The 18836-nt window shown below is 38.0% G+C and carries 17 protein-coding genes, 1 pseudogene, 1 riboswitch and 1 other annotated feature; of the genes and pseudogenes, 8 read left to right on the top strand and 10 right to left on the bottom strand.

What is annotated here, in order from left to right; genetic code table 11:
• Nucleotides 1–5: 5 nt before the first annotated feature.
• Complete coding sequence (locus BkAM31D_RS05700; RefSeq protein ID WP_066153995.1) at nt 6–980, top strand: TIGR03943 family putative permease subunit; 975 nt, start codon at nt 6–8, stop codon at nt 978–980.
• Between the two features lie 141 nt (nt 981–1121).
• Here BkAM31D_RS05700 and BkAM31D_RS05695 read toward each other — a convergent pair whose 3' ends face one another.
• The 5 genes from BkAM31D_RS05695 to BkAM31D_RS05675 all read right to left on the bottom strand — a co-directional run bounded on the left by BkAM31D_RS05695 (nt 1122) and on the right by BkAM31D_RS05675 (nt 5986).
• Nucleotides 1122–2738, bottom strand: coding sequence for a carbon starvation CstA family protein (locus BkAM31D_RS05695; RefSeq protein WP_066153992.1), 1617 nt, complete (start codon nt 2736–2738; stop codon nt 1122–1124).
• Between the two features lie 4 nt (nt 2739–2742).
• Nucleotides 2743–3264 carry a DUF8052 family protein gene (locus BkAM31D_RS05690; protein WP_066153989.1) on the bottom strand — a complete coding sequence of 174 codons (522 nt, stop codon included), beginning with the start codon at nt 3262–3264 and terminating at the stop codon, nt 2743–2745.
• 301 nt (nt 3265–3565) lie between these two features.
• On the bottom strand, nt 3566–4507 hold the full coding sequence (locus tag BkAM31D_RS05685; protein WP_066153984.1) for a carbohydrate kinase family protein: 942 nt from the start codon (nt 4505–4507) through the stop codon (nt 3566–3568).
• Nucleotides 4504–5355 (bottom strand): PRD domain-containing protein, encoded by an 852-nt coding sequence (locus BkAM31D_RS05680; protein ID WP_066153980.1) that lies wholly within the window; start codon nt 5353–5355, stop codon nt 4504–4506. Before BkAM31D_RS05680 ends, BkAM31D_RS05685 begins: the two co-directional genes overlap by 4 nt.
• A 112-nt stretch (nt 5356–5467) precedes the next feature.
• Entirely contained in the window at nt 5468–5986 is a 519-nt protein-coding gene (locus tag BkAM31D_RS05675; protein ID WP_066153977.1) for a PTS sugar transporter subunit IIA, read from the bottom strand.
• A gap of 411 nt (nt 5987–6397) precedes the next feature.
• Here BkAM31D_RS05675 and BkAM31D_RS05670 point away from each other — a divergent pair, with 411 nt between their 5' ends.
• From BkAM31D_RS05670 to BkAM31D_RS05655, 4 genes are all read left to right on the top strand, one after another.
• Nucleotides 6398–6481, top strand: coding sequence for a YjcZ family sporulation protein (locus BkAM31D_RS05670; protein ID WP_066153975.1), 84 nt, complete (start codon nt 6398–6400; stop codon nt 6479–6481).
• Nucleotides 6482–6771: 290 nt separating this feature from the next.
• On the top strand, nt 6772–6948 hold the full coding sequence (sda, locus tag BkAM31D_RS05665; RefSeq protein WP_084372170.1) for a sporulation histidine kinase inhibitor Sda: 177 nt from the start codon (nt 6772–6774) through the stop codon (nt 6946–6948).
• Between the two features lie 95 nt (nt 6949–7043).
• A riboswitch (purine riboswitch) is annotated at nt 7044–7145 on the top strand.
• Between the two features lie 99 nt (nt 7146–7244).
• Nucleotides 7245–7838, top strand: a complete 594-nt coding sequence (locus BkAM31D_RS05660) for a xanthine phosphoribosyltransferase (RefSeq protein ID WP_066153972.1) — start codon at nt 7245–7247, stop codon at nt 7836–7838.
• A 12-nt stretch (nt 7839–7850) separates the two neighbouring features.
• Complete coding sequence (locus tag BkAM31D_RS05655) at nt 7851–9371, top strand: SulP family inorganic anion transporter (protein ID WP_066153969.1); 1521 nt, start codon at nt 7851–7853, stop codon at nt 9369–9371.
• 72 nt (nt 9372–9443) lie between these two features.
• Here BkAM31D_RS05655 and BkAM31D_RS05650 read toward each other — a convergent pair whose 3' ends face one another.
• The 4 genes from BkAM31D_RS05650 to BkAM31D_RS05635 form a co-directional block, all read right to left on the bottom strand.
• The gene (locus BkAM31D_RS05650) at nt 9444–10181 is read right to left on the bottom strand and encodes an SDR family NAD(P)-dependent oxidoreductase (protein WP_066153966.1); all 738 of its coding nucleotides are present in this window, start codon (nt 10179–10181) and stop codon (nt 9444–9446) included.
• A 330-nt stretch (nt 10182–10511) separates the two neighbouring features.
• Nucleotides 10512–11516: a DUF3231 family protein gene (locus BkAM31D_RS05645; protein ID WP_066153962.1), complete on the bottom strand. Its 1005-nt coding sequence runs from the start codon at nt 11514–11516 to the stop codon at nt 10512–10514.
• Nucleotides 11517–11637: 121 nt separating this feature from the next.
• On the bottom strand, nt 11638–13485 hold the full coding sequence (asnB, locus tag BkAM31D_RS05640) for an asparagine synthase (glutamine-hydrolyzing) (protein WP_066153959.1): 1848 nt from the start codon (nt 13483–13485) through the stop codon (nt 11638–11640).
• Nucleotides 13486–13772: 287 nt separating this feature from the next.
• The gene (locus BkAM31D_RS05635) at nt 13773–14681 is read right to left on the bottom strand and encodes an EamA family transporter (protein WP_066153956.1); all 909 of its coding nucleotides are present in this window, start codon (nt 14679–14681) and stop codon (nt 13773–13775) included.
• A gap of 227 nt (nt 14682–14908) precedes the next feature.
• Here BkAM31D_RS05635 and BkAM31D_RS05630 point away from each other — a divergent pair, with 227 nt between their 5' ends.
• A complete protein-coding gene (locus BkAM31D_RS05630; RefSeq protein ID WP_066153953.1) occupies nt 14909–15115 on the top strand; it encodes a YqzH family protein in 207 nt (68 codons plus the stop codon).
• A 184-nt stretch (nt 15116–15299) separates the two neighbouring features.
• Here the strand turns inward: BkAM31D_RS05630 and BkAM31D_RS05620 are convergent.
• A pseudogene (locus BkAM31D_RS05620) lies at nt 15300–16075 on the bottom strand (SDR family NAD(P)-dependent oxidoreductase).
• Between the two features lie 131 nt (nt 16076–16206).
• Nucleotides 16207–16408: a binding site (T-box leader), on the top strand.
• A gap of 61 nt (nt 16409–16469) precedes the next feature.
• On the opposite strand from BkAM31D_RS05620, the gene proB reads away from it, so the two are divergent.
• On the top strand, nt 16470–17585 hold the full coding sequence (gene proB, locus BkAM31D_RS05615) for a glutamate 5-kinase (RefSeq protein ID WP_066153944.1): 1116 nt from the start codon (nt 16470–16472) through the stop codon (nt 17583–17585).
• Nucleotides 17582–18829 (top strand): glutamate-5-semialdehyde dehydrogenase, encoded by a 1248-nt coding sequence (locus BkAM31D_RS05610; RefSeq protein WP_066153942.1) that lies wholly within the window; start codon nt 17582–17584, stop codon nt 18827–18829. Before proB ends, BkAM31D_RS05610 begins: the two co-directional genes overlap by 4 nt.
• Nucleotides 18830–18836 lie beyond the last annotated feature (7 nt).

The following is an 18836-nucleotide window of genomic DNA, read 5'->3' as shown; positions in this document are numbered from 1 at the left end:
TGATAATGGAGAAAAGTTCAGATCTAGGATTTCATGCTTACATTCGTGGAATTATCCTAATTGGCTTTGCCTTATTGATGCTCGCTTTTATCATCACTGGTAACATTACTTACTATATCGCACCTACAATGATGCCCTTTATTTATTTCGCAACCGTCGTCTTCTTATTACTTGGTGTCGTACAAATTATTCGGAGCACGTCAAAGGGACAAGAGGAAGAACAATTTTGTGATTGCGGAACCGACCATAACGTTAACGGGTCATCCATAACAAAACTTGTCATCTATTCTATTTTCGTAACGCCAATTGTACTTGGCTTTGTGCTCCCAGATAAATTGTTAGATAGTTCTGTAGCTGCAAATCGCGGAATTCAATTTGGTTCAGGGATTGTTGCAGACCAAGCAAGCGTCGAACCCAAAACAAGCCAGCCTGGTGACACTTCAAGAGCCGAAGCATTTTTAAATGATCCAGATGCTTACTACGAAAGCCTCGAAGCTGGTACTAGCAATGAATCAGAAGAACACAACACAGATATGACAGCTGAAGAATTTTATACAACAGAAGGCTTTAATCAGTATTATGATGAACTTACTAAAGAACTGTTAGCCCAAGACCACATTATTGTAACGGAAGAAAACTACCTTGATATGATGACTGTTTTAGACCTGCAACTAGAACATTTCATTGGTAAAACAATTGAGATTGTTGGCTTTGTCTATCGTGAGCCTGAATTTGAAGATGACCAACTTGTTGTTGCTCGCTTTGGAATGACTTGTTGTGTCGCTGATGCATCCGTCTATGGGACCATGATTCAAGCAGAGGAAGCCAGTCAATTGGAAAACGACACTTGGGTTCGAGTAACAGGAGTTATTGATCAGACTAACTACTATGAATACCGTATTCCACTTGTTCAATTAACAGAGATTGAAGTAGTTGAACAGCCAGATAGTCCTTACGTCTTCCCTCGTTTTAGTTTTTAGACAGCATTCTCATATTCCTTGAAACAATGACCATTGTCGTTCTGGTTTCAGAAGACCAGAGCGAGCATCGTCATTGTTTTTTATATAACTTTATAAAGCTAAACAAGCAGCGAATAATATCACTGCTTGTTATAGGTTTTTTTACATTTTCACAGTTGTATCAGCATCGTCTTCAGCCATAGATCTCCATCCTTCAACCGCTAAGAAAATACATAGTACAAACAATACAAACGCTGAACCAAATAAAAAGTAATTCCCAGCTGTGAAGTTGTTATACATTAATACCCCGAGTGCTGCAACAGTGACAAAGAACATGAAAATCATTGGAATAACGACATAAAATGTTCTTGCCCCTGTCTTCTTTAGCCAAACTGCAACTGCCAGTAGCGCTAGTGCACCTAGCATTTGATTAGCAGAACCAAATAATGGCCACACTTGCTCCCACGTTCCAGATAAAGCTAAAGCAGCCGCTCCAACTAACCCCGTTGCCGTTGCAACGTGACTATTTTGAAACATTTTAGGAGCTCGATCTTCTGTAATCTCTTGTACAGCATAACGCATTAATCTAGTCGCTGAATCAAGCGTTGTTAGTAAGAAAGCAGAAGCTGTTAAAGCTGTAAATGTTACAGCTGTTGCCTCCGGGATTCCCCAATGAGACATAAAATAACCAATCCCTGCAGAAAACGTTCCAATAGGACCACCTAACGCATCCATCCTAGCAGCAAAATCAGCTTGAGTTAGATAAGCTACAGAACCAATCGCAATAATGGCTAAAAAGGCCTCTAACAACATTCCTCCATAAGCAATAAACTTACCATTCTTCTCATTATCAAGTTGTTTTGCTGTTGTTCCAGAAGAGACAAGTGAATGGAAACCCGATATCGCACCACAGGCAATAGTAATAAAGAGAATAGGAAACAAAAAGCCCATTGTTTCATGTCTAAATCCTGTGTATGCTGGTAGCTGAATGGACGGAGAAGCAATAAGAATCCCAACTGCTGCGCCTATAATCATCCCATACAACAAAAAAGCATTTAAATAATCGCGTGGCTGCAATAGTAACCATACTGGCATAACAGATGCAGCATATGCATAACCAAGTAAGATTAAGGACCAAGTTGTTGCACTTAAGTGTATCGGAAAATTAATCCCCACCCAGATCGATAGAAGCATTGCAATAACACCTACAATACTAGCAATAACAAGATTCATACGAAGTTGATTAACTAGAAAACCAAATATAATAGCAATTCCTAAAAATAACACCGATGCCGTTGCTGCCTCAGGTACCGATACGAATGTGTTAGCAACTAGGATCATAAATACACCGACTACCAAAATAAGGGTTGCAATCGAAAACGTTAAGAAGAGAACCTGCCCTCTGCCACCCATATATTCTTTTATAATTCCACCGATTGAACGTGCTTTATGTCTGATCGAAGCTTGCAGTGAGGTATAATCATGAACTCCTCCAATAAATATACTACCAATAATAATCCAAATTACAGCAGGTAACCAACCAAATACTACAGCTGCAATTGGTCCTGTTATCGGTCCTCCTCCTGCAATCGTCGCGAAATGATGTCCTAATAAAACGGGTTTTTTAGCAGGCACATACTCTTGACCATCATTCACTACATTAGCAGGTGTTGGTCGACTTGGATCAACCTTCATTTCATTTTCCAAGAACTTTCCATATATACGATAGGCTAATAAAAGAATAACTCCACAAATTAATAATAATGTTATAAAATTCATCACGTCATCCCCCTTCTGTAAGCGCATTCTTAAATGTGCTTATAAAATCTTCCCCTTTTTTATGAATATAGACTTCTCTATCTTTTAAACTAACAACTGCAATATAACGATCTGCCCAACCGTGCCAGCCATACTTTAAGAATTTAATCTTTCTCATTCCCCTTACTAGTTTTTCCACCTTTTTCTCAATTGACTGATCTGTCACGATAACACCTACAAAATAAGTAGACATATGCTCTTGTTTCTTCGGAACAAAAGACGGTATATGACGGTCAATTTCTTTAGCAAGATGCATAAGAGTTTCCTTCGTCACAACAGTCTGATGAGTTACAAACGTATATTGCTGTGTTTCAACCCCCCATACTTTAATAGCTTTCGTCATTAAATATTTCTCATCGCGTCTCTGAAACTCTGCATAGAAATTTAGAGGAATCGCCCCTATGGATTCATCACGATAAACATTAAAACTTGTAGTATAGCGATTTGCCATATGGTTTATAAAAGTTTCTATCCTTGTTTCAGCCATCTTCAATCACCCTATCCATTTCTCGAATATTCCGAATACTAAGCGGATAATTTTTCCTTTTCTATTGTGCTTCTCTTACTTTTCCCTCCTTTCTTACCCAATTCTATTCAGTCTTAAAGATGTTTAGTGGGAATATTCACATAATTCTTAAATTAATTATACATATTTTGAGAAAATATACAACTTATTCTCACCCCTTCTCCCTTCTGTTTCGACAAAAATTTATATGCATTTATTTGTTATTCTAAAAAAATTCTAACTAGTAAATAAAGCGATGCCCTCTCTAGGAGCATCGCTTTCATTAACTCAAGTATTTCTTTACCTCTTCAAGCGTAGGTAAAGCGGTCATAGCACCACGTGTTGAAGCTGCAAGGGCGCCTGATACAGAAGCAAACTTAACAATTTCTTTCCAACTATCAATTGTTAAGTTTTCAATTTTCTCGTCACATTCATTTAGGTTATATAAAATTCCAGATACGAACGCATCACCCGCACCTGTTGTATCCACCGTTTCAACCTTCATTGCAGGAACATGTATCGTTTGATTATTTACATGGAGGTAACTTCCTTCTCCACCATGAGTAACAAGTAAAACAGGAATGTGATAACTTGCTAATTTATTAATACCTTTATCTAATTCGGTTTCTCCTGTTAAGAATTCAAGTTCTTCCTCTGAGATTTTTACTACATCTGCTTCAGTTACCATTGAAGTAATTGTCTCTTTTGCTTGTTCTACTGAAGGCCATAAACTTAATCTTAAATTAGGATCATAAGACACAATTAAGCCATTTTCTTTTGCTAATTGAACGGCTGCTTTTGTAGCTGATTTACTCGGTTCACTAATCATTGAGATCGAACCAAAATGAAGGATTCGATTTTCTGTAAACATTGCAGGGTTCAACTCATCTTTTGTTAAGAAGCGATCAGCACTCGGATCAATATAAAAGCTGAAATTTCTCTCACCTGATTGATCAAGGGTGACAAACACTACACCAGTTCTTACTTGATTTGTCATGAACAATTCATTTGTATCTACACCATGACCATCTAACGTTTCCTTAAGAAAATGTCCTAGAACGTCTTCTCCGACCTTCCCTAAAAAACTTGTCTTTGCCCCTAACTTTGCTAAGCCTACTGCAACATTTGCAGGGGCACCGCCAGGACTCTTTTGATAAGTGATATTCTCTTTATCTAAAGGGATAAAGTCAATGAGTGCCTCTCCTAAACAAATAATTCCTTTCATTGTCCCACCTCGTCTATTTTAGTTCGCTGAATTCTTTGGATATGAAGAGTTAAATAAACGAGCTCTGAAGGCGGTAGATCATATTGATGAACTTCAGCCAGATAGTTAGCTAATTCCACTGCAACATTATAAGCGATATGATGCTTCTCTTTCACTAGCTGATGCATATCTTCATCTACATCTTGGAAAGCCTCTCCCTCTGCTACACGCCTTAAGGCAAAGTTTAAGTGTGTTAGTAATCTTTGATATGAGATTGATTCTTGCTCCACTTTAACGTCAAGTTTCTCTTCAATCAATTCAATTAATTCATTTAATAAAGCTGTTGTATTTATCGCTTGATTCATTGAAGTTGAATTTACTTTAGCTGTATGAAGATGCAGTGCGATATGGCCCGCTTCATCTTCAGGGAGTCTGATTCCTATCTGCTTTTCAATATGTCTTATGGCCCAAAGTCCAATTTCAAACTCTGTTGAGTATAATACTCTAATTTCATTCAATAGTTTATTGTGAATTTGATAACCTTGCTTAAATCGTTCAATGGCAAAGGAAATGTGATCAGTTAAGGCTACATGAATGTGTTCATTCAACTTGGTTTTCAACTCATTTTCTGCTTGAGTAATAATCTCTTCTGCTAAAATAATATGAGCTTCAGGTAATTGGTCGATGATTTGAGTAAACTTTTCATATTCCCTCTCATCCTTCATCACAAATACTTTTTCGATTTTATCGGTTGAAATAATATCATTTTTTCTTTTTCCAAAAGCAATACCAGACCCCATCACAATGATTTCTTCATCGCCTTCTTTTACAACGACAACATTATTATTTAATACACGGTTAATTCGCATATCCTTGACCCCCAACCATTTACATTAAAAGAGGCTGAATTTGTACAAAAAGCTCAGCAACTCATAGCTGCTGAGCACCTAAGCATCATCACTGACAAACCTCTAAACGGTATTAACGATTATATTTAGCCGTTAATACTGGAGTTTCACCCGCAGTAACTTCAATATTGAGCTCTTTATCAATACTATCAAGAAGATCCATGTTCGTAATCACGATTGGTGTTATTGTACTTGCTGCACGCTCTCTCACTAAATCGATATCAAAATCAACAAGTAAATCTCCAACCTGGACTCGGTCCCCTTCTTTTATATGAGCCGTAAACCCTTCTCCATTCATCCCAACTGTTTCTAAGCCGATATGAATAAGAATTTCTAATTCCGCTTCTGTTTTAATACCGATCGCATGTTTAGTAGGAAACACTTGCATAATTTCTCCACTGACAGGAGAAACGACTTTTCCTTCCGTCGGTTCAATCGCAAAACCATCTCCCATCATTTTCTGAGCAAATGTTGGGTCCGGCACTTCTTCAATCGCAACCGTTTTACCCGTTAATGGCGCATGAAGCACTTCTTCCTTTGGTTGTATAGGTGCTGCTTCCTTCTTATCAAGACCAAATAATTTTCTAAACATTATCCATTACTTCCTTTCTAAATTCCAAATTCCCTTTACAAAACAGGCTAGATGATGTCGTTAAAACAAATCCCTACCTAGTTTTCACACTTTTTTAAATGAAAAACCTTCAATACATCAAAAAAAAGACTTAAAAACTGAAAGCACTTCTGAAAAGCCCTCTCATGATTTTAAGTCTTGCCTGATCTTGGTCAGTAACAATCTTAATATAAGTTTGAAATATACGTTTATATTTTAAACGGTAGGAATATCATTGTCAATCAAAGGGCTCACTTATCCTTACCCGATTAAAAAGGTAATAAACACGATAAAAAATCAACCAAATTTCAAAGATAATTCCGCTTTTACCCAAACCACCGTTTTTAAAAAAACATATGATATATAGACTCTTAAGAAAGGAGCTGAGTAAGAATGGGTTATGCATACGGAGGGTTCACTTTAATTGTAGTATTATTCATTTTGTTAATCATTGTTGGGGCAGCTTACGTTTGCTAATGACTGAAATTTGAAAAGGGTGTCTAAAGAGGTCTATTCTTGACCTTTTAGACGCCCTTTAAGCAATGAGTGAAGTTAAGAATGCTTTTCTAATAGCACCTAAGCAAACAGAGCTATACCTCCTCTCATTTTGATCTTTTATTGATAAAATTCTTTTCTACTCGAATCTGATCTACAAACAAATATTTAAATTACTTGTTAAAATTTCGTACATTAATCCTGTTGCCAACTCTTATATAAAGTAAAATACATAATGCATCAGCATTATCTCTTATGAAAGGAGGATAATTATGCTACAATTATTAAATGATCAATTTTTATTAGAAACATACTACCATTCAATTAACTATCAATTGGATGAAGAGTTTCTCACCCTGCTTAGAAGAGAATTAATGATACGGAATCTTTTAAACTCAACTCACCCTTCATCTATCTCTCCCCCTTTTTCCTCAAACAATCTACAATAAACGGATGAACGAAAGAGAAAATATAATTTCGTTCGTGTTTTTCACAAAAAAACCTTTCTTTTTTTTGAAATCTCATCTATAATTACCCCTATAACCAAACAATTTAATATTCAACTCGTATAATATTGGGAATATGGCCCGAAAGTTTCTACCAAGCTACCGTAAATGGCTTGACTACGAGTGATGGAATGACATTTCGTTTTATCCTATTCATAAACCCGAATGTCAAGGTCACTCGTTATCTATGTACCTTGATATTCGGGTTTTTTATTGGTTAAAAGAGGGGGCTATTTAAAATGGAACAATTAAAGCAAGCAATACGAGAAAGAGGAAATGTACTTTCAAATGATGTACTTAAAGTTGATACATTCTTGAATCACCAAGTGGATGTCAACCTAATGACAGCTGTTGGGGAAGAATTTGCTCGATTATATCGAAATGAAGGAATTACAAAGGTTCTCACTATTGAATCTTCCGGAATCGCGCCTAGCTATATGGCAGCAGCACAATTAAATTCTTCGCTCATTTTTGCAAGAAAAAAGAAATCTTTAACAATGAATGAAAATGTTTATGTTAGCAAAGTGTACTCGTTTACTAAACAAGAAACGAATGAAATTACAGTTTCAAAGGATTTCATCGATTCTAACGATACCGTATTAATTATTGATGATTTTCTAGCAAACGGGCAAGCTGCTTTAGGTTTAATTGATATCGTAAAACAAGCAGGAGCAAAAGTTGCCGGTCTCGGTATTGTTATTGAGAAATCTTTTCAAAATGGACGCGAACAATTAGAGAAATCTGGTTATAGGGTAGAATCACTTGCAAGAATTCATTCTTTAGAAAATGGCAAAGTTACATTCGTTGATGAATTAGTAATGAACAATAGATAAGGGGAGAACATCATGACGACTAAGACTATTCATTATCCTTTATATAAAAAAGGTGACACTGATGCATTTTTCGCATTATTCCAAAATAACTTAGCCAACTTTGTCATTATCGCTGTCACAATGTCAGGAATGGGATTTCCAGCGAGTATTGTTTTCGGGAAAGTGATTCCTGGTGCTGCCGTAGCTGTTATGGTCGGAAACCTTTATTATGCTCACATGGCAAAACGGTTAGCTCAAAAAGAAGGCAGATCAGATGTAACTGCATTGTCATATGGAATAAGTACTCCTGTCATGTTTGTCTTTTTATTTGGCGTATTAGCCCCTGCCAATGCCTTAACAGGTGACCCTGAACTCGCGTGGAAGATCGGTGTTGCAGCTGCACTTCTAAGTGGTTTAGTAGAAGTGTTAGTAAGTTTCAGTGGAAACTGGGTTCGTGACCGCTTGCCTCGCGCTGCTATGCTAGGAGCAATAGCAGGTGTAGCCTTAACATTTGTTGCAGGTGAAATGCTTTTTAATACTTTCTCAATACCAGTAGTTGGTCTTGTATCTTTAGCAATTATTTTAGTAGGAATCGTTGCGAAAATTTCTATGCCTTTTAAGATTCCTGCATCTCTTTTCGCTGTTTTGGCTGGTACAGTTTTAGCTTTTGTTCTTGGCTATCAATCTTCAGGTCAGATCACAGAAGGATTAACTCACATTGGTTTTTATCCGATATTACCTACTCTAGCTCCTTTTGAAGGGCTAAGTTATTTGTTCGGTGGACTTATAGGTATTTTAGCTGTTCTTATTCCAATTACACTTTATAACGCAATTGAAACAATGAATAATGTCGACGCTATGGCTGCTGCTGGAGATTCTTATGATGTACGAGAATGCCAAGCAGTAGATGGTGTCGGAACAATGATCGGCGCCTTCTTCGGAGGTCTCTTTCCAACAACTGTTTACATTGCAACAGTTGGTTCAAAGCAAATGGGAGCTGGTCGTGGTTATAGTATATTAAACGCAATCGTATTCGGGTTAGCAGCTATATTTGGTGTAATTGCCGCTTTCTCTGCCATTATTCCATTAGCTGCTGTAGCACCAATACTCGTTTTTGTCGGAATGTCTATGGTTGGTACTGCATTCTTATCAAACGAGAAGAAGTATTATCCTGCAGTTGCGATTGCAATGCTTCCATATTTAGCCAACTATGTAATGACTCGATTTAATAATGCAGCAGGTGAAGTTGTTGCTAATATCTCTACAGGGATCGTACCATTAGGTCAAGGTGCTATGTTTACAGCGATTTTATTAGGAGCGATGACCGTTGCAATCATCGATAAAAACTTCAAACAAGCAATTGTCTTTTCACTTATAGCAGCATTCCTATCTTTTATAGGCTTCATGCATGCACCTGAATTAGCAATAAATGCTGCACAAGACTTTACAATTGGCTATCTGCTTGTAGCTGTTTTCTTCTTCTATGCATCATTTAAACAACGTGCCCATACGCAGTCTACACCAAATCAATCACAAATGAAGAAAGCTTCTTAATAAAATAGCTAAGGAGGACATTGAATTCAATGTCCTCCTTTCTAATGCTCGTATTGAAGATAATTTGCAAAATTACTCATAAATCATTTTTCTTGTCATACCACCGTCAATGACTAGGTTTTCACCATTAATAAACTGATTTCTTTCATCGGCGAGAAATAAACAAGCTCTTGCAATATCTCCTGGATTCCCCACTCGTTTTGAAAAATGTTGTTCATGATCGCGTTCACTAAGTTCCTCTTGAACGCCTGTATGAATCCATCCTGGACTAATTGCATTCACCTGAATATAGTCATTTTGCAAAGAGGCAGCCAGCGCATGAGTCAACGCTAACATCGCTCCTTTGGAAGCTGCATATGCTTCAGAATCAGCTTCAGACATTTTTGCACGTGTAGACGCAATGTTAATGATAGAACCAGATTTTTTCTTTCTCATTACTTTTGCCACTTCTTTTGAAAAGATAAAAGCACTTCGGACATTTGTGTGTTGTACTTCATCCCATTCTTCTACAGTCAACTCATAGAAAGGTTTAAACCGAGATATACCTGCATTATTGACAAGAATGTCTATATTTCCAAATTGATACTCAACATGGTTAACAAGCTCTACAATGTGTTCTTCCTTTTTCACATCACAAAGGATTGCATGAGCTTCTCCACCATTTTTGACAATATCATTTGCAACCTCTCTCGCTTTCCCTTCCTTCACATCTGCCACAATAACAATATCCCCATTTGTAGCAAATTCTTTTGCAATAGCTGCCCCTAGCCCTTGTCCAGCTCCAGTAACAATGACGATCCGCTCATCCATGTTATTCTCTCCTTGCTTATTAAGGTCTTTCATTTATGTTACATGAAATTTTACATCAGTTCTATGTACTCAAGTATTTTAGCTTTCGTCATTCCCTTACTAAAGTCCTTCCTACAAAGATGGGTAACTTGGAGTGATTTAGTATTTAACCAAATCACTCCTTCGACATCCCTAGGGCGAAGTACTGGTTCGGCCACACCAGTACCTTCGTTATACCTTATGCATTTAGTCGATTTATGTTCAATCCAACATAGAATGTCACTTTTAAAACAAGAGAGTTTCCAAAAGGCGCACCTCTTGAAAACTCTCTTTCAATTTAGCCAGACAAGCTTACTTATTTATGAGTTGCTTTCGGTCAATCATTTGAGGAGGCTCTTCCAGCCAACCATGTTTCACCATAATCTTAGCACCGTCACTTGCAAATTCAAAAATGTCTTTTAGCGCTAATGCTACTACTGGTGGAATATCATTACGCAAACTAAATGTCGTTCCAAACGAATTGCTACCAAATGAGAAGCTGCAAAGCAAGCTAGTACAATACATCATGATTTTATCTGAGAAAGGTGGAGCAACAGACGAAGTAACCGTTCCTCCCTCAAGCGCTGGAACCGGGATTTCGGATTCAGCTAAAATTTGAGTTAAATCTTTTACCAATTTTTTCGCTAAACTTTTTCCTCGAGCAAAGTATTTTCTCACTTCATCATTTTGAGCTGCTTGCGCAAAGCCCATCATCAAATTAGCCCCAACGATATTATTCTCAATTGCACTATACAAATGAGCTACTTCGACAGCATTCAGTGATCGTTTGTCGCCAATGATTTTGATTCCTTTTAGATAATCTTGATTAGTAGCAAATTCAACTTCTATTGGCATCGTGATATGAGGCGGTTTAACTAAAGATCCCCGCTTCAATAGAAACGTTGTACATTGAGAATAGTATTTTTGCGTCATTATTGTTAGCTCTTGATATAACTTAATGATATCTTCTCTATAAGACATCGTTAAATTCAAAGCATGCATTCCACCGCTGATGGACTTCATTGTTCTAACAAAAAGAATATCAAAATCATGATCATACAATGCTGGTGCATTAATATGAACATCTGATTTTGTATAACCCATCGGAACCACAGTACCATCTTGTTCAAAGATCTTTGTCAATTGATCGATGTATTGCCTAACTTCCTTTTGCAAATTCGTCATGATCGCTTTTGCTTCTGAATCGGTAGCCCTCTCAATAAAATAGTCCAACATTTGATGTAACATTGTCTTTTGCTGATACGTTAACCAAATCGTACCAAGTTCAGATGATGATAGCGCCGGTTTTTCTGTCATTAGTGATTCCCCCTAGAAAAATTAACTATTCTTACTATGCCCACCTTCCTTCAATCACATTTATTTTAACCATGCAAAAAAACCGAATTGAGAATTTTATCCCATTCGGTTAAACATAAGGTTACTCTTTTATTTTTACATTGTATTTCTTTAACCAATAATCCATCTGAATGAAATGAGCAAGGAGTTGTGGACCTGCCATCAGCTGACCAAAATATGGCTGGCCAGTAGGTAAACCACCTGTTTTAGCTATTTCTTGCAAAGCGCTTTTGTTGATTAATTCAAAGATAGGCGCATCTTTTTGTGATAAGACATCTTGCATCCCTTTTTGAACAGCCTCTGTATATTTAGGATGATGTGTTTTCGGATATGGACTTTTTTTACGATAAAGAACATCATCTGGTAAAAGTCCTTCTAATGCTTTTCGCAGAATCCCCTTTTCTCTTCCTTCTAGTTGCTTCATCTCCCAAGGAATATTCCATACATATTCCACTAAACGATGGTCAGAGAAAGGAACACGGACTTCAAGACTTGCGCCCATACTCATGCGGTCTTTACGATCTAACAGATTCGTCATAAACCAAATAATGTTCAAGTAAGAAATTTCTCTTCTTCTAGCCTCTTCAGGACTATCCCCACCAAATCGTGGAGTCTCCTTTATCGTTTCTTTATAGCGATCATATACATATTGCTTCAAGTCAATCTTTTGTTTCCACTTATCACTTAACAGATTTTCTCGCTCCTCAATCGAACGCATCCAAGGAAAGCCATCGAAATTCATAACCTCAGGCTTATGAAACCATGGATAACCACCAAAGATTTCATCTGCACATTCCCCTGATAATCCAACCGTAACGTCTCCCTTTATCTCATGACAGAACCAAAGTAGTGAAGAATCTACATCAGCCATTCCTGGTAAATCACGTACATCGACAGCTTCCTTTAAACGATTGGTAAGCTCATCAATGGAGATGATCTTATTATGGTGCTCCGTTCCGAGTGCATCAGCAACAACCTTTACCCAAGGAGCATCGGAATTCGGTTGAAAATCATTCGCCTTAAAGTACTTATCATTCTCATCATAATCAATCGAGTAACTCTTAATTGGACCTTTCCCTTGCTTTTGATACACTTTAGCCGCGAGCGCTGTTAACGCACTTGAATCAACTCCACCAGAAAGAAACATTCCTACAGGTACATCTGCAAACAACTGTCTTTCAACTGTATCTTCTAATAAGTAGCGTACGTTCTCAACGGTTTCCTCTAATGTATGTTCATGCTTTTTGCTTTTTAACGTCCAATAGCGGCTAATTTTAGCACCGTTACGATCATAAATTAACATATGAGCAGGTCTTAGCTCTTGAATATCGTCAAATACACCATGACCAGGAGTTCTTGATGGAGCTAATCCCATAATTTCAGCTACACCTTCTGATTTCAAAATAGGTTCAATATCTCTGTGGGCGAGCAACGCTTTTAATTCAGAACCAAATAGCATACACCCGTTTCGAACCGTATAAAAAAGTGGTTTCACTCCTAAACGGTCTCGAGCCATAAATAGACTTTCATCTCGATCATTCCAAATTGCAAAAGCAAATATGCCATTAAACTTCTCAAGACATTGATAGCCCCACTCAATATACGATTTCAATAAAACTTCCGTATCTGAATGTCCTTTAAAATCATGCCCTCTAGCTAGCAATTCCTTCCGAATATCCTCTGTATTATATAACTCTCCGTTATAAACAACCGTATACGTTTTTCCATTATGAGTACGACTCATTGGTTGAATTCCGTTTTCCGGGTCAACTACTACTAAGCGTGCGTGCCCAAATGCCGCATGTGTTGTCGTCCAAACATTCATGTCATCTGGTCCACGACGATTAAGCGTCTCGGCCATAGTTCTTATTTGTTTGTCTTCATTCTTTAAACTTTGACGCCAATCAATCCATCCTGTAATACCACACATGTATCCATCAGCCCCTTTGGGAGTTTTTCTATGAGAGCTAAGCTTCTTTTTTTATCTCACCCATACTCTCGTTCTCACATACTCATATCGCCCCAGATCAGGCCTAAACCCATAAACTATTCTATTCAGAATGTAGGCAAATGTGATATTCTCAGAGAAAACCATCCTCACTCTTATAATTATGTCGATAGTGAGGACGTTATGTTGGATGAAGTCCGGATAAACATGTTCAATTTAGAAGGAACCTTCTGCCGCCTTATTAATTATCAGTCATTCGTACTATTGTGTTAGAACCCTACATCTGATTCTCCTTTTCGACTATGATGGTTCTTTTCACTCCTTGTTTTGTTTCCTATTGCAATACCAATCAAGATCATTAATACACCAGTCCACTGCATATAATCTACTGATTCTCGCAGTACAAAAGCGGACAGTATAATTGCAACAGGTAATTCAGAAGCTGACAAAATAGTTCCAAGTCCAGCACCAACATGCGGCATACCAATTGAAAATAATAAAGGTGGGAGCGCAACTCCAAAGAGTCCTAGAACAAAAACATACGGTACAAGTTCTACAATAACCAATTGTTCCACTAAAAAAATAGGAGGTAGGATAAGCATTACAATGACTAACCCTCCATATGCAAGCCAAGCACTCTTTTGAATCGGCGGAACGTGCCTGCACACCGTACCACTACAATATATAAAAACCGCAAACATAAGAGCAGCCCCTAAGCCCCATCCTGCCCCTACAGCATTGAAGCTGATTTCCCTTGTTAACAAACCAGCAGCACAAATTGATCCTAATAATAAGATAAATATTGATAATAGCTTTTGATTGGACGGACCTTTATTTTCCATTAACCATTCGAGAAAAGAGCCAATCCAAATAAATTGAAATAAAAAAATAATTGCTAATGAAGCATCTAATGACTGAAGCGATTGATAATAGAAAATTCCAGTTAACCCCATCGGAACACCTGCAGTAGCAATTAACAACTTTTCACGCACCGTTAACCGTATCCGCTTTGAAAACAATGCTAATAAACTTATACATATTGTACCGATGATAAATTGCCCACCCACGACTTCGGTAAGGGAAAAACCAACCGAGTATGCGAGTTTCACAAAGGTTGATAAAATACCATAACAACAGCCTCCTGCTAAGACGATTAGTGCATAATGCCACTTTTTCATACATATCCTCCCTCTCTCAATGCAAAACAAAAACCACACGTAAAAGCTACGTGTGGTGAAAATAGATTTCTCTAGAAAAGTCCACTCCCTACCGCTAAGGTTAGCAAAATAGGGTTTTAGTTTATATCCGCATTTATTTTAAAGGGCTGATACTTCAAAAGTCAAACACTTTATTTGCTTCTGCTTAGATATTATAATGAATCATGATAGCAACTCTAGGAGGAATTATGGACATTACCTTAATTAAAAAACAAATACATTCTGTAACAAAATCTTATACCGAACAAGACATAGGCCTACCTTTATCACAAGAAGAAGAAGAGGATCTAACTAAAAAGATACTTTCTAAAATTATGAACGATAACAAAGAGCCAATTAGAGACGTGATTCACGATGTTGTTTACTCCTTCTTTGCTGGTCAAGACGACGAGTAACCTTCTTTCTTCATACGAGCTCTAATATGCTCCTTTGGGTCCCAGCAATGAAAGGTGTAAGTCGTTTTTGTCTCAAAACCTAATCTTACACATTTATAAAGAATACCTCCTCCCTCTTTTTTCAGAACAGCAAAATGACGGCATGTCGCACAACAATGATACCTGTTCTTCATTAAATCCCCACCTACTTTTGATTCAACTTCTTTCCAGCTATTTTCTCAACCAATGTTGGCATCAACTGATAGAATCTTGAGCCCATATTCATCCACTGAGGTAAATTCAATTCACGCTTCGGCTTTTCTATCAACCTGACTGTAGCACTTGCTACTTTTTGTGGATCAAGCATCCATTTCCGCACATTTTTCACATACATCCCTTCCTGGTCTGCCCGGTCAAAAAAAGGAGTTTTGATTGGACCTGGATTCACTGCACTGACCGTAATATTTCGGTCAATCAACTCCATTCTTAATCCATTTGTAAAGCCAAGGACGGCATGTTTTGTTGCGGCATACACACTTGACTTTGGTGTAGCGAGTTTCCCTGCTTGAGAAGCAATATTGATAATGTGTCCTTGACCTTCATTGAACATATAAGGAAGTACAGCTTTTGTTAAGGCAATGAGTCCAACGACATTAACCGAAAACATTTCTTCAATAATCTCGACCTTTGTTTCTTCAACTCTTTCAAACACACCAAAGCCAGCGTTATTTATTAGAACATCTATTCGTCCCACTTTTTCCATGATTTGTTCCACTAAACATTCCATTTCAGCTGCCTTACTCATATCCAATGTAAAAGCAACAGCTTCTCCCCCTCACCTTCAATGAGTTCCTTTAATGTATGTAGTTTTTTCTCATTTCTTGCTAATAAAATAACTCGATAGCCTTTTCTTCCTGCTTCTAGCGCGATGTTCCACCCTAATCCACTTGAAGCACCTGTTACCCAAACTGTTTTTTTCATTATTCCGCATACTCTCCCATCAGTTCTTACTACCTTTATCTTACAAGATTGTAACTCCTTTTCACCACCCTAAATCAAATCTTTAGTTGACTCTATCCCCCTCTCCCTCATATAATTAATAGAAACAATACGAAAAAGCGTTGATAGGGATTAGTAAACAATTCATTATGTGAAAAGAGAGTGACCTCACCGGCTGAAAGGGTCATCACCGCTAATATTGTTGAACCTGCCCTGGAGCTAGTCAATGAGGTTGACCGTTCCCCACGTTACGGGTAAGAGTGGGCTTTACGCCAACAAAGGTGGTACCGCGGATGTAACTCATCCGTCCTTTTATAAGGACGGATGAGTTTTTTATATTTTTCATGCATTATGTATAAAAGAAAGAGGAGAGAACATGAATCGACAACGGCTAGTTGTAAAAATTGGTAGTAGTTCATTGACGACAAATCAAGGGGCCTTGAGTATCGAGAAAGTCACACGATTTGTCAAAGCAATTGCTCAGCTAAAAGAAGCTGGTCATGAAGTCATTGTCATCTCTTCTGGAGCTGTTGCTGCAGGCTTTAAAGCCATTGGCTATCCAAGCCGTCCAGTTACCATTGCAGGAAAGCAAGCCGCTGCGGCAGTTGGCCAAGCAATGCTTATGCAAGCTTATATAGAGCAATTCGCTTATTTTCAATTGACGCCAGCCCAGCTTCTACTGACTAGACAAGACTTCTCAGATGAAACACGTTACGGAAATGCTTACTCTACATTAACTGAATTATTAAAAAGAGGCGCGATTCCTATTATTAATGAAAATGATTCAACTTCTATTGAAGAGTTAACCTTTGGGGATAATGATATGTTGTCCGCCTTAGTAAGCGGGTTAATTCATGCAAATACTCTTTGCATTATGACCGACGTTAATGGCTTGTACGATGACAATCCTCAGAAAAATCCACAAGCTAAAAAAATTAATTATTTACCTTATGTAACAGATAACCTCTTGGCTCTGGCTGGTGACTCGAATTCAAAAGTTGGAACAGGTGGAATGAAATCTAAGGTTAGCGCAGCTCAAACCGCATTAACTCTAGGTGTTAATGTCTTTATCGGCAAAGGTGATTGCCCTGAGACGTTCATAGACATCTTAAGTGGAAAAGGTGACGGCACGTACATTGGTTCCTTTCAACACGAAGCTGTTATGCCAACTACGAAGCAATGGATCGCTATTCATTCAACCATCGCCGCTCGCTTGACGATAGACGAAGGAGCCGAGCAAGCAATCTTACATCGCGGCAAAAGTTTATTACCTGTTGGCATCATAGAAATAAATGGATCTTTTTCATCAGGGGATGTCATTGAAGTGTGCAATGTTAAGAAACAAGTTCTCGGAAGAGGTAAAGCCAATATTCCATTAGAAGAAGTGAACGAGCTCCGTGCCACAAAGGAAAATACCGAAAAACATAAACAACCGGTGGTGATTCACCGAAATGAGTGGGTCCCATATTTAAAGGAGACGATGAAACGATGAGTGAACTATTATCAAAAGCTAAAAAAGCAAGCGAATGCGCGCGATTCCTTTCAACACTTACGACTGAAGAAAAAAATAATGCGCTTAACAAAATTGCAAAACAACTTCTTCAAGAAGAGGCATACTTATTAGAAGAGAACGAAAAGGATATCCAAGTTGCTCGTAGCAATGGAACTCCGGAAGGTTTAATTGACCGTCTTACATTAACGTCTGAACGATTGCACGATATGGCTGAAGGATTAAAACAAGTAGCTTCTTTACAAGATCCAGTTGGAGAAGTTCTCTCTAGCCATACACGTCCAAATGGGCTTCAAATAAATAAAGTTCGTGTCCCACTCGGTGTCATCGGAATGATCTATGAAGCACGACCAAACGTTACGATTGATGCTTCAAGCTTATGCTTAAAAGCAGGAAATGCCGTTTTATTACGTGGAAGCTCTTCTGCAATTCATTCAAATACTGCACTCGTTAAAGTTGTACAACGTGCTCTTGAACAAACGAATATTCCAATTGAAGCTATTCAATTGCTAGAAGACACAAGTCGTGATACTGCAACAGAGATGTTTACATTAAATGAGTATTTAGATGTTCTTATTCCAAGAGGAGGAGCTTCTCTTATTCAATCAGTTGTTAAAAACGCTTCTGTCCCTGTACTTGAAACAGGTGTTGGTAACTGCCACCTATTTATTGACGAATCAGCTAAAAAGGAGATGGCGATTTCCATTGCTGTTAACGCGAAAACCCAGCGTCCATCTGTTTGCAATGCAATAGAAACCATTCTAGTTGATCAACAATGGGCAAAAGAACATTTTCAAGAATTACTTGATGCCCTCGCTGAAAAAAATGTGTCCTTCGTCGGTGATGAAAAGACACAAACATGGGATAATCGCATTAAACAAGCGGAACAAGCTGACTGGGAAAATGAGTTTCTTGACTTAATAGTAGCAATAAAAATCGTTGATACGCTGGAAGAAGCTATTACTCACATTCACACATACGGCACAAAGCACTCTGAATCCATCATTAGTGAAGACGCAGCCAATGTTGTAGCCTTTTTAAACAGAGTAGATGCGGCAGCTGTTTATCACAATGCATCTACACGCTTCACAGATGGCTTCGAATTTGGTTTTGGAGCTGAAATTGGAATCAGCACACAGAAACTTCATGCAAGAGGACCAATGGGGCTAGAAGCCTTAACGTCAACCAAATACATCGTCCAAGGAAGCGGGCAAGTGAAAGGCTAGGTGAGGA

It is taken from the genome of Halalkalibacter krulwichiae (assembly GCF_002109385.1).
Classification (GTDB): domain Bacteria; phylum Bacillota; class Bacilli; order Bacillales; family Bacillaceae_D; genus Halalkalibacter; species Halalkalibacter krulwichiae.
The sequence above is the reverse complement of the archived record's forward strand: the minus strand, read 5'-3'. Positions and strand labels throughout refer to the sequence as shown.

Coding starts and splice junctions, on each gene's coding strand:
- BkAM31D_RS05700 (WP_066153995.1), top strand. CDS start 6: ATGGAGAAAAGTTCAGATCTAGGATTTCATGCTTACATTCGTGGAATT.
- BkAM31D_RS05695 (WP_066153992.1), bottom strand. CDS start 2,738: ATGAATTTTATAACATTATTATTAATTTGTGGAGTTATTCTTTTATTA.
- BkAM31D_RS05690 (WP_066153989.1), bottom strand. CDS start 3,264: ATGGCTGAAACAAGGATAGAAACTTTTATAAACCATATGGCAAATCGC.
- BkAM31D_RS05685 (WP_066153984.1), bottom strand. CDS start 4,507: ATGAAAGGAATTATTTGTTTAGGAGAGGCACTCATTGACTTTATCCCT.
- BkAM31D_RS05680 (WP_066153980.1), bottom strand. CDS start 5,355: ATGCGAATTAACCGTGTATTAAATAATAATGTTGTCGTTGTAAAAGAA.
- BkAM31D_RS05675 (WP_066153977.1), bottom strand. CDS start 5,986: ATGTTTAGAAAATTATTTGGTCTTGATAAGAAGGAAGCAGCACCTATA.
- BkAM31D_RS05670 (WP_066153975.1), top strand. CDS start 6,398: ATGGGTTATGCATACGGAGGGTTCACTTTAATTGTAGTATTATTCATT.
- sda (WP_084372170.1), top strand. CDS start 6,772: ATGCTACAATTATTAAATGATCAATTTTTATTAGAAACATACTACCAT.
- BkAM31D_RS05660 (WP_066153972.1), top strand. CDS start 7,245: ATGGAACAATTAAAGCAAGCAATACGAGAAAGAGGAAATGTACTTTCA.
- BkAM31D_RS05655 (WP_066153969.1), top strand. CDS start 7,851: ATGACGACTAAGACTATTCATTATCCTTTATATAAAAAAGGTGACACT.
- BkAM31D_RS05650 (WP_066153966.1), bottom strand. CDS start 10,181: ATGGATGAGCGGATCGTCATTGTTACTGGAGCTGGACAAGGGCTAGGG.
- BkAM31D_RS05645 (WP_066153962.1), bottom strand. CDS start 11,516: ATGACAGAAAAACCGGCGCTATCATCATCTGAACTTGGTACGATTTGG.
- asnB (WP_066153959.1), bottom strand. CDS start 13,485: ATGTGTGGTATTACAGGATGGATTGATTGGCGTCAAAGTTTAAAGAAT.
- BkAM31D_RS05635 (WP_066153956.1), bottom strand. CDS start 14,681: ATGAAAAAGTGGCATTATGCACTAATCGTCTTAGCAGGAGGCTGTTGT.
- BkAM31D_RS05630 (WP_066153953.1), top strand. CDS start 14,909: ATGGACATTACCTTAATTAAAAAACAAATACATTCTGTAACAAAATCT.
- proB (WP_066153944.1), top strand. CDS start 16,470: ATGAATCGACAACGGCTAGTTGTAAAAATTGGTAGTAGTTCATTGACG.
- BkAM31D_RS05610 (WP_066153942.1), top strand. CDS start 17,582: ATGAGTGAACTATTATCAAAAGCTAAAAAAGCAAGCGAATGCGCGCGA.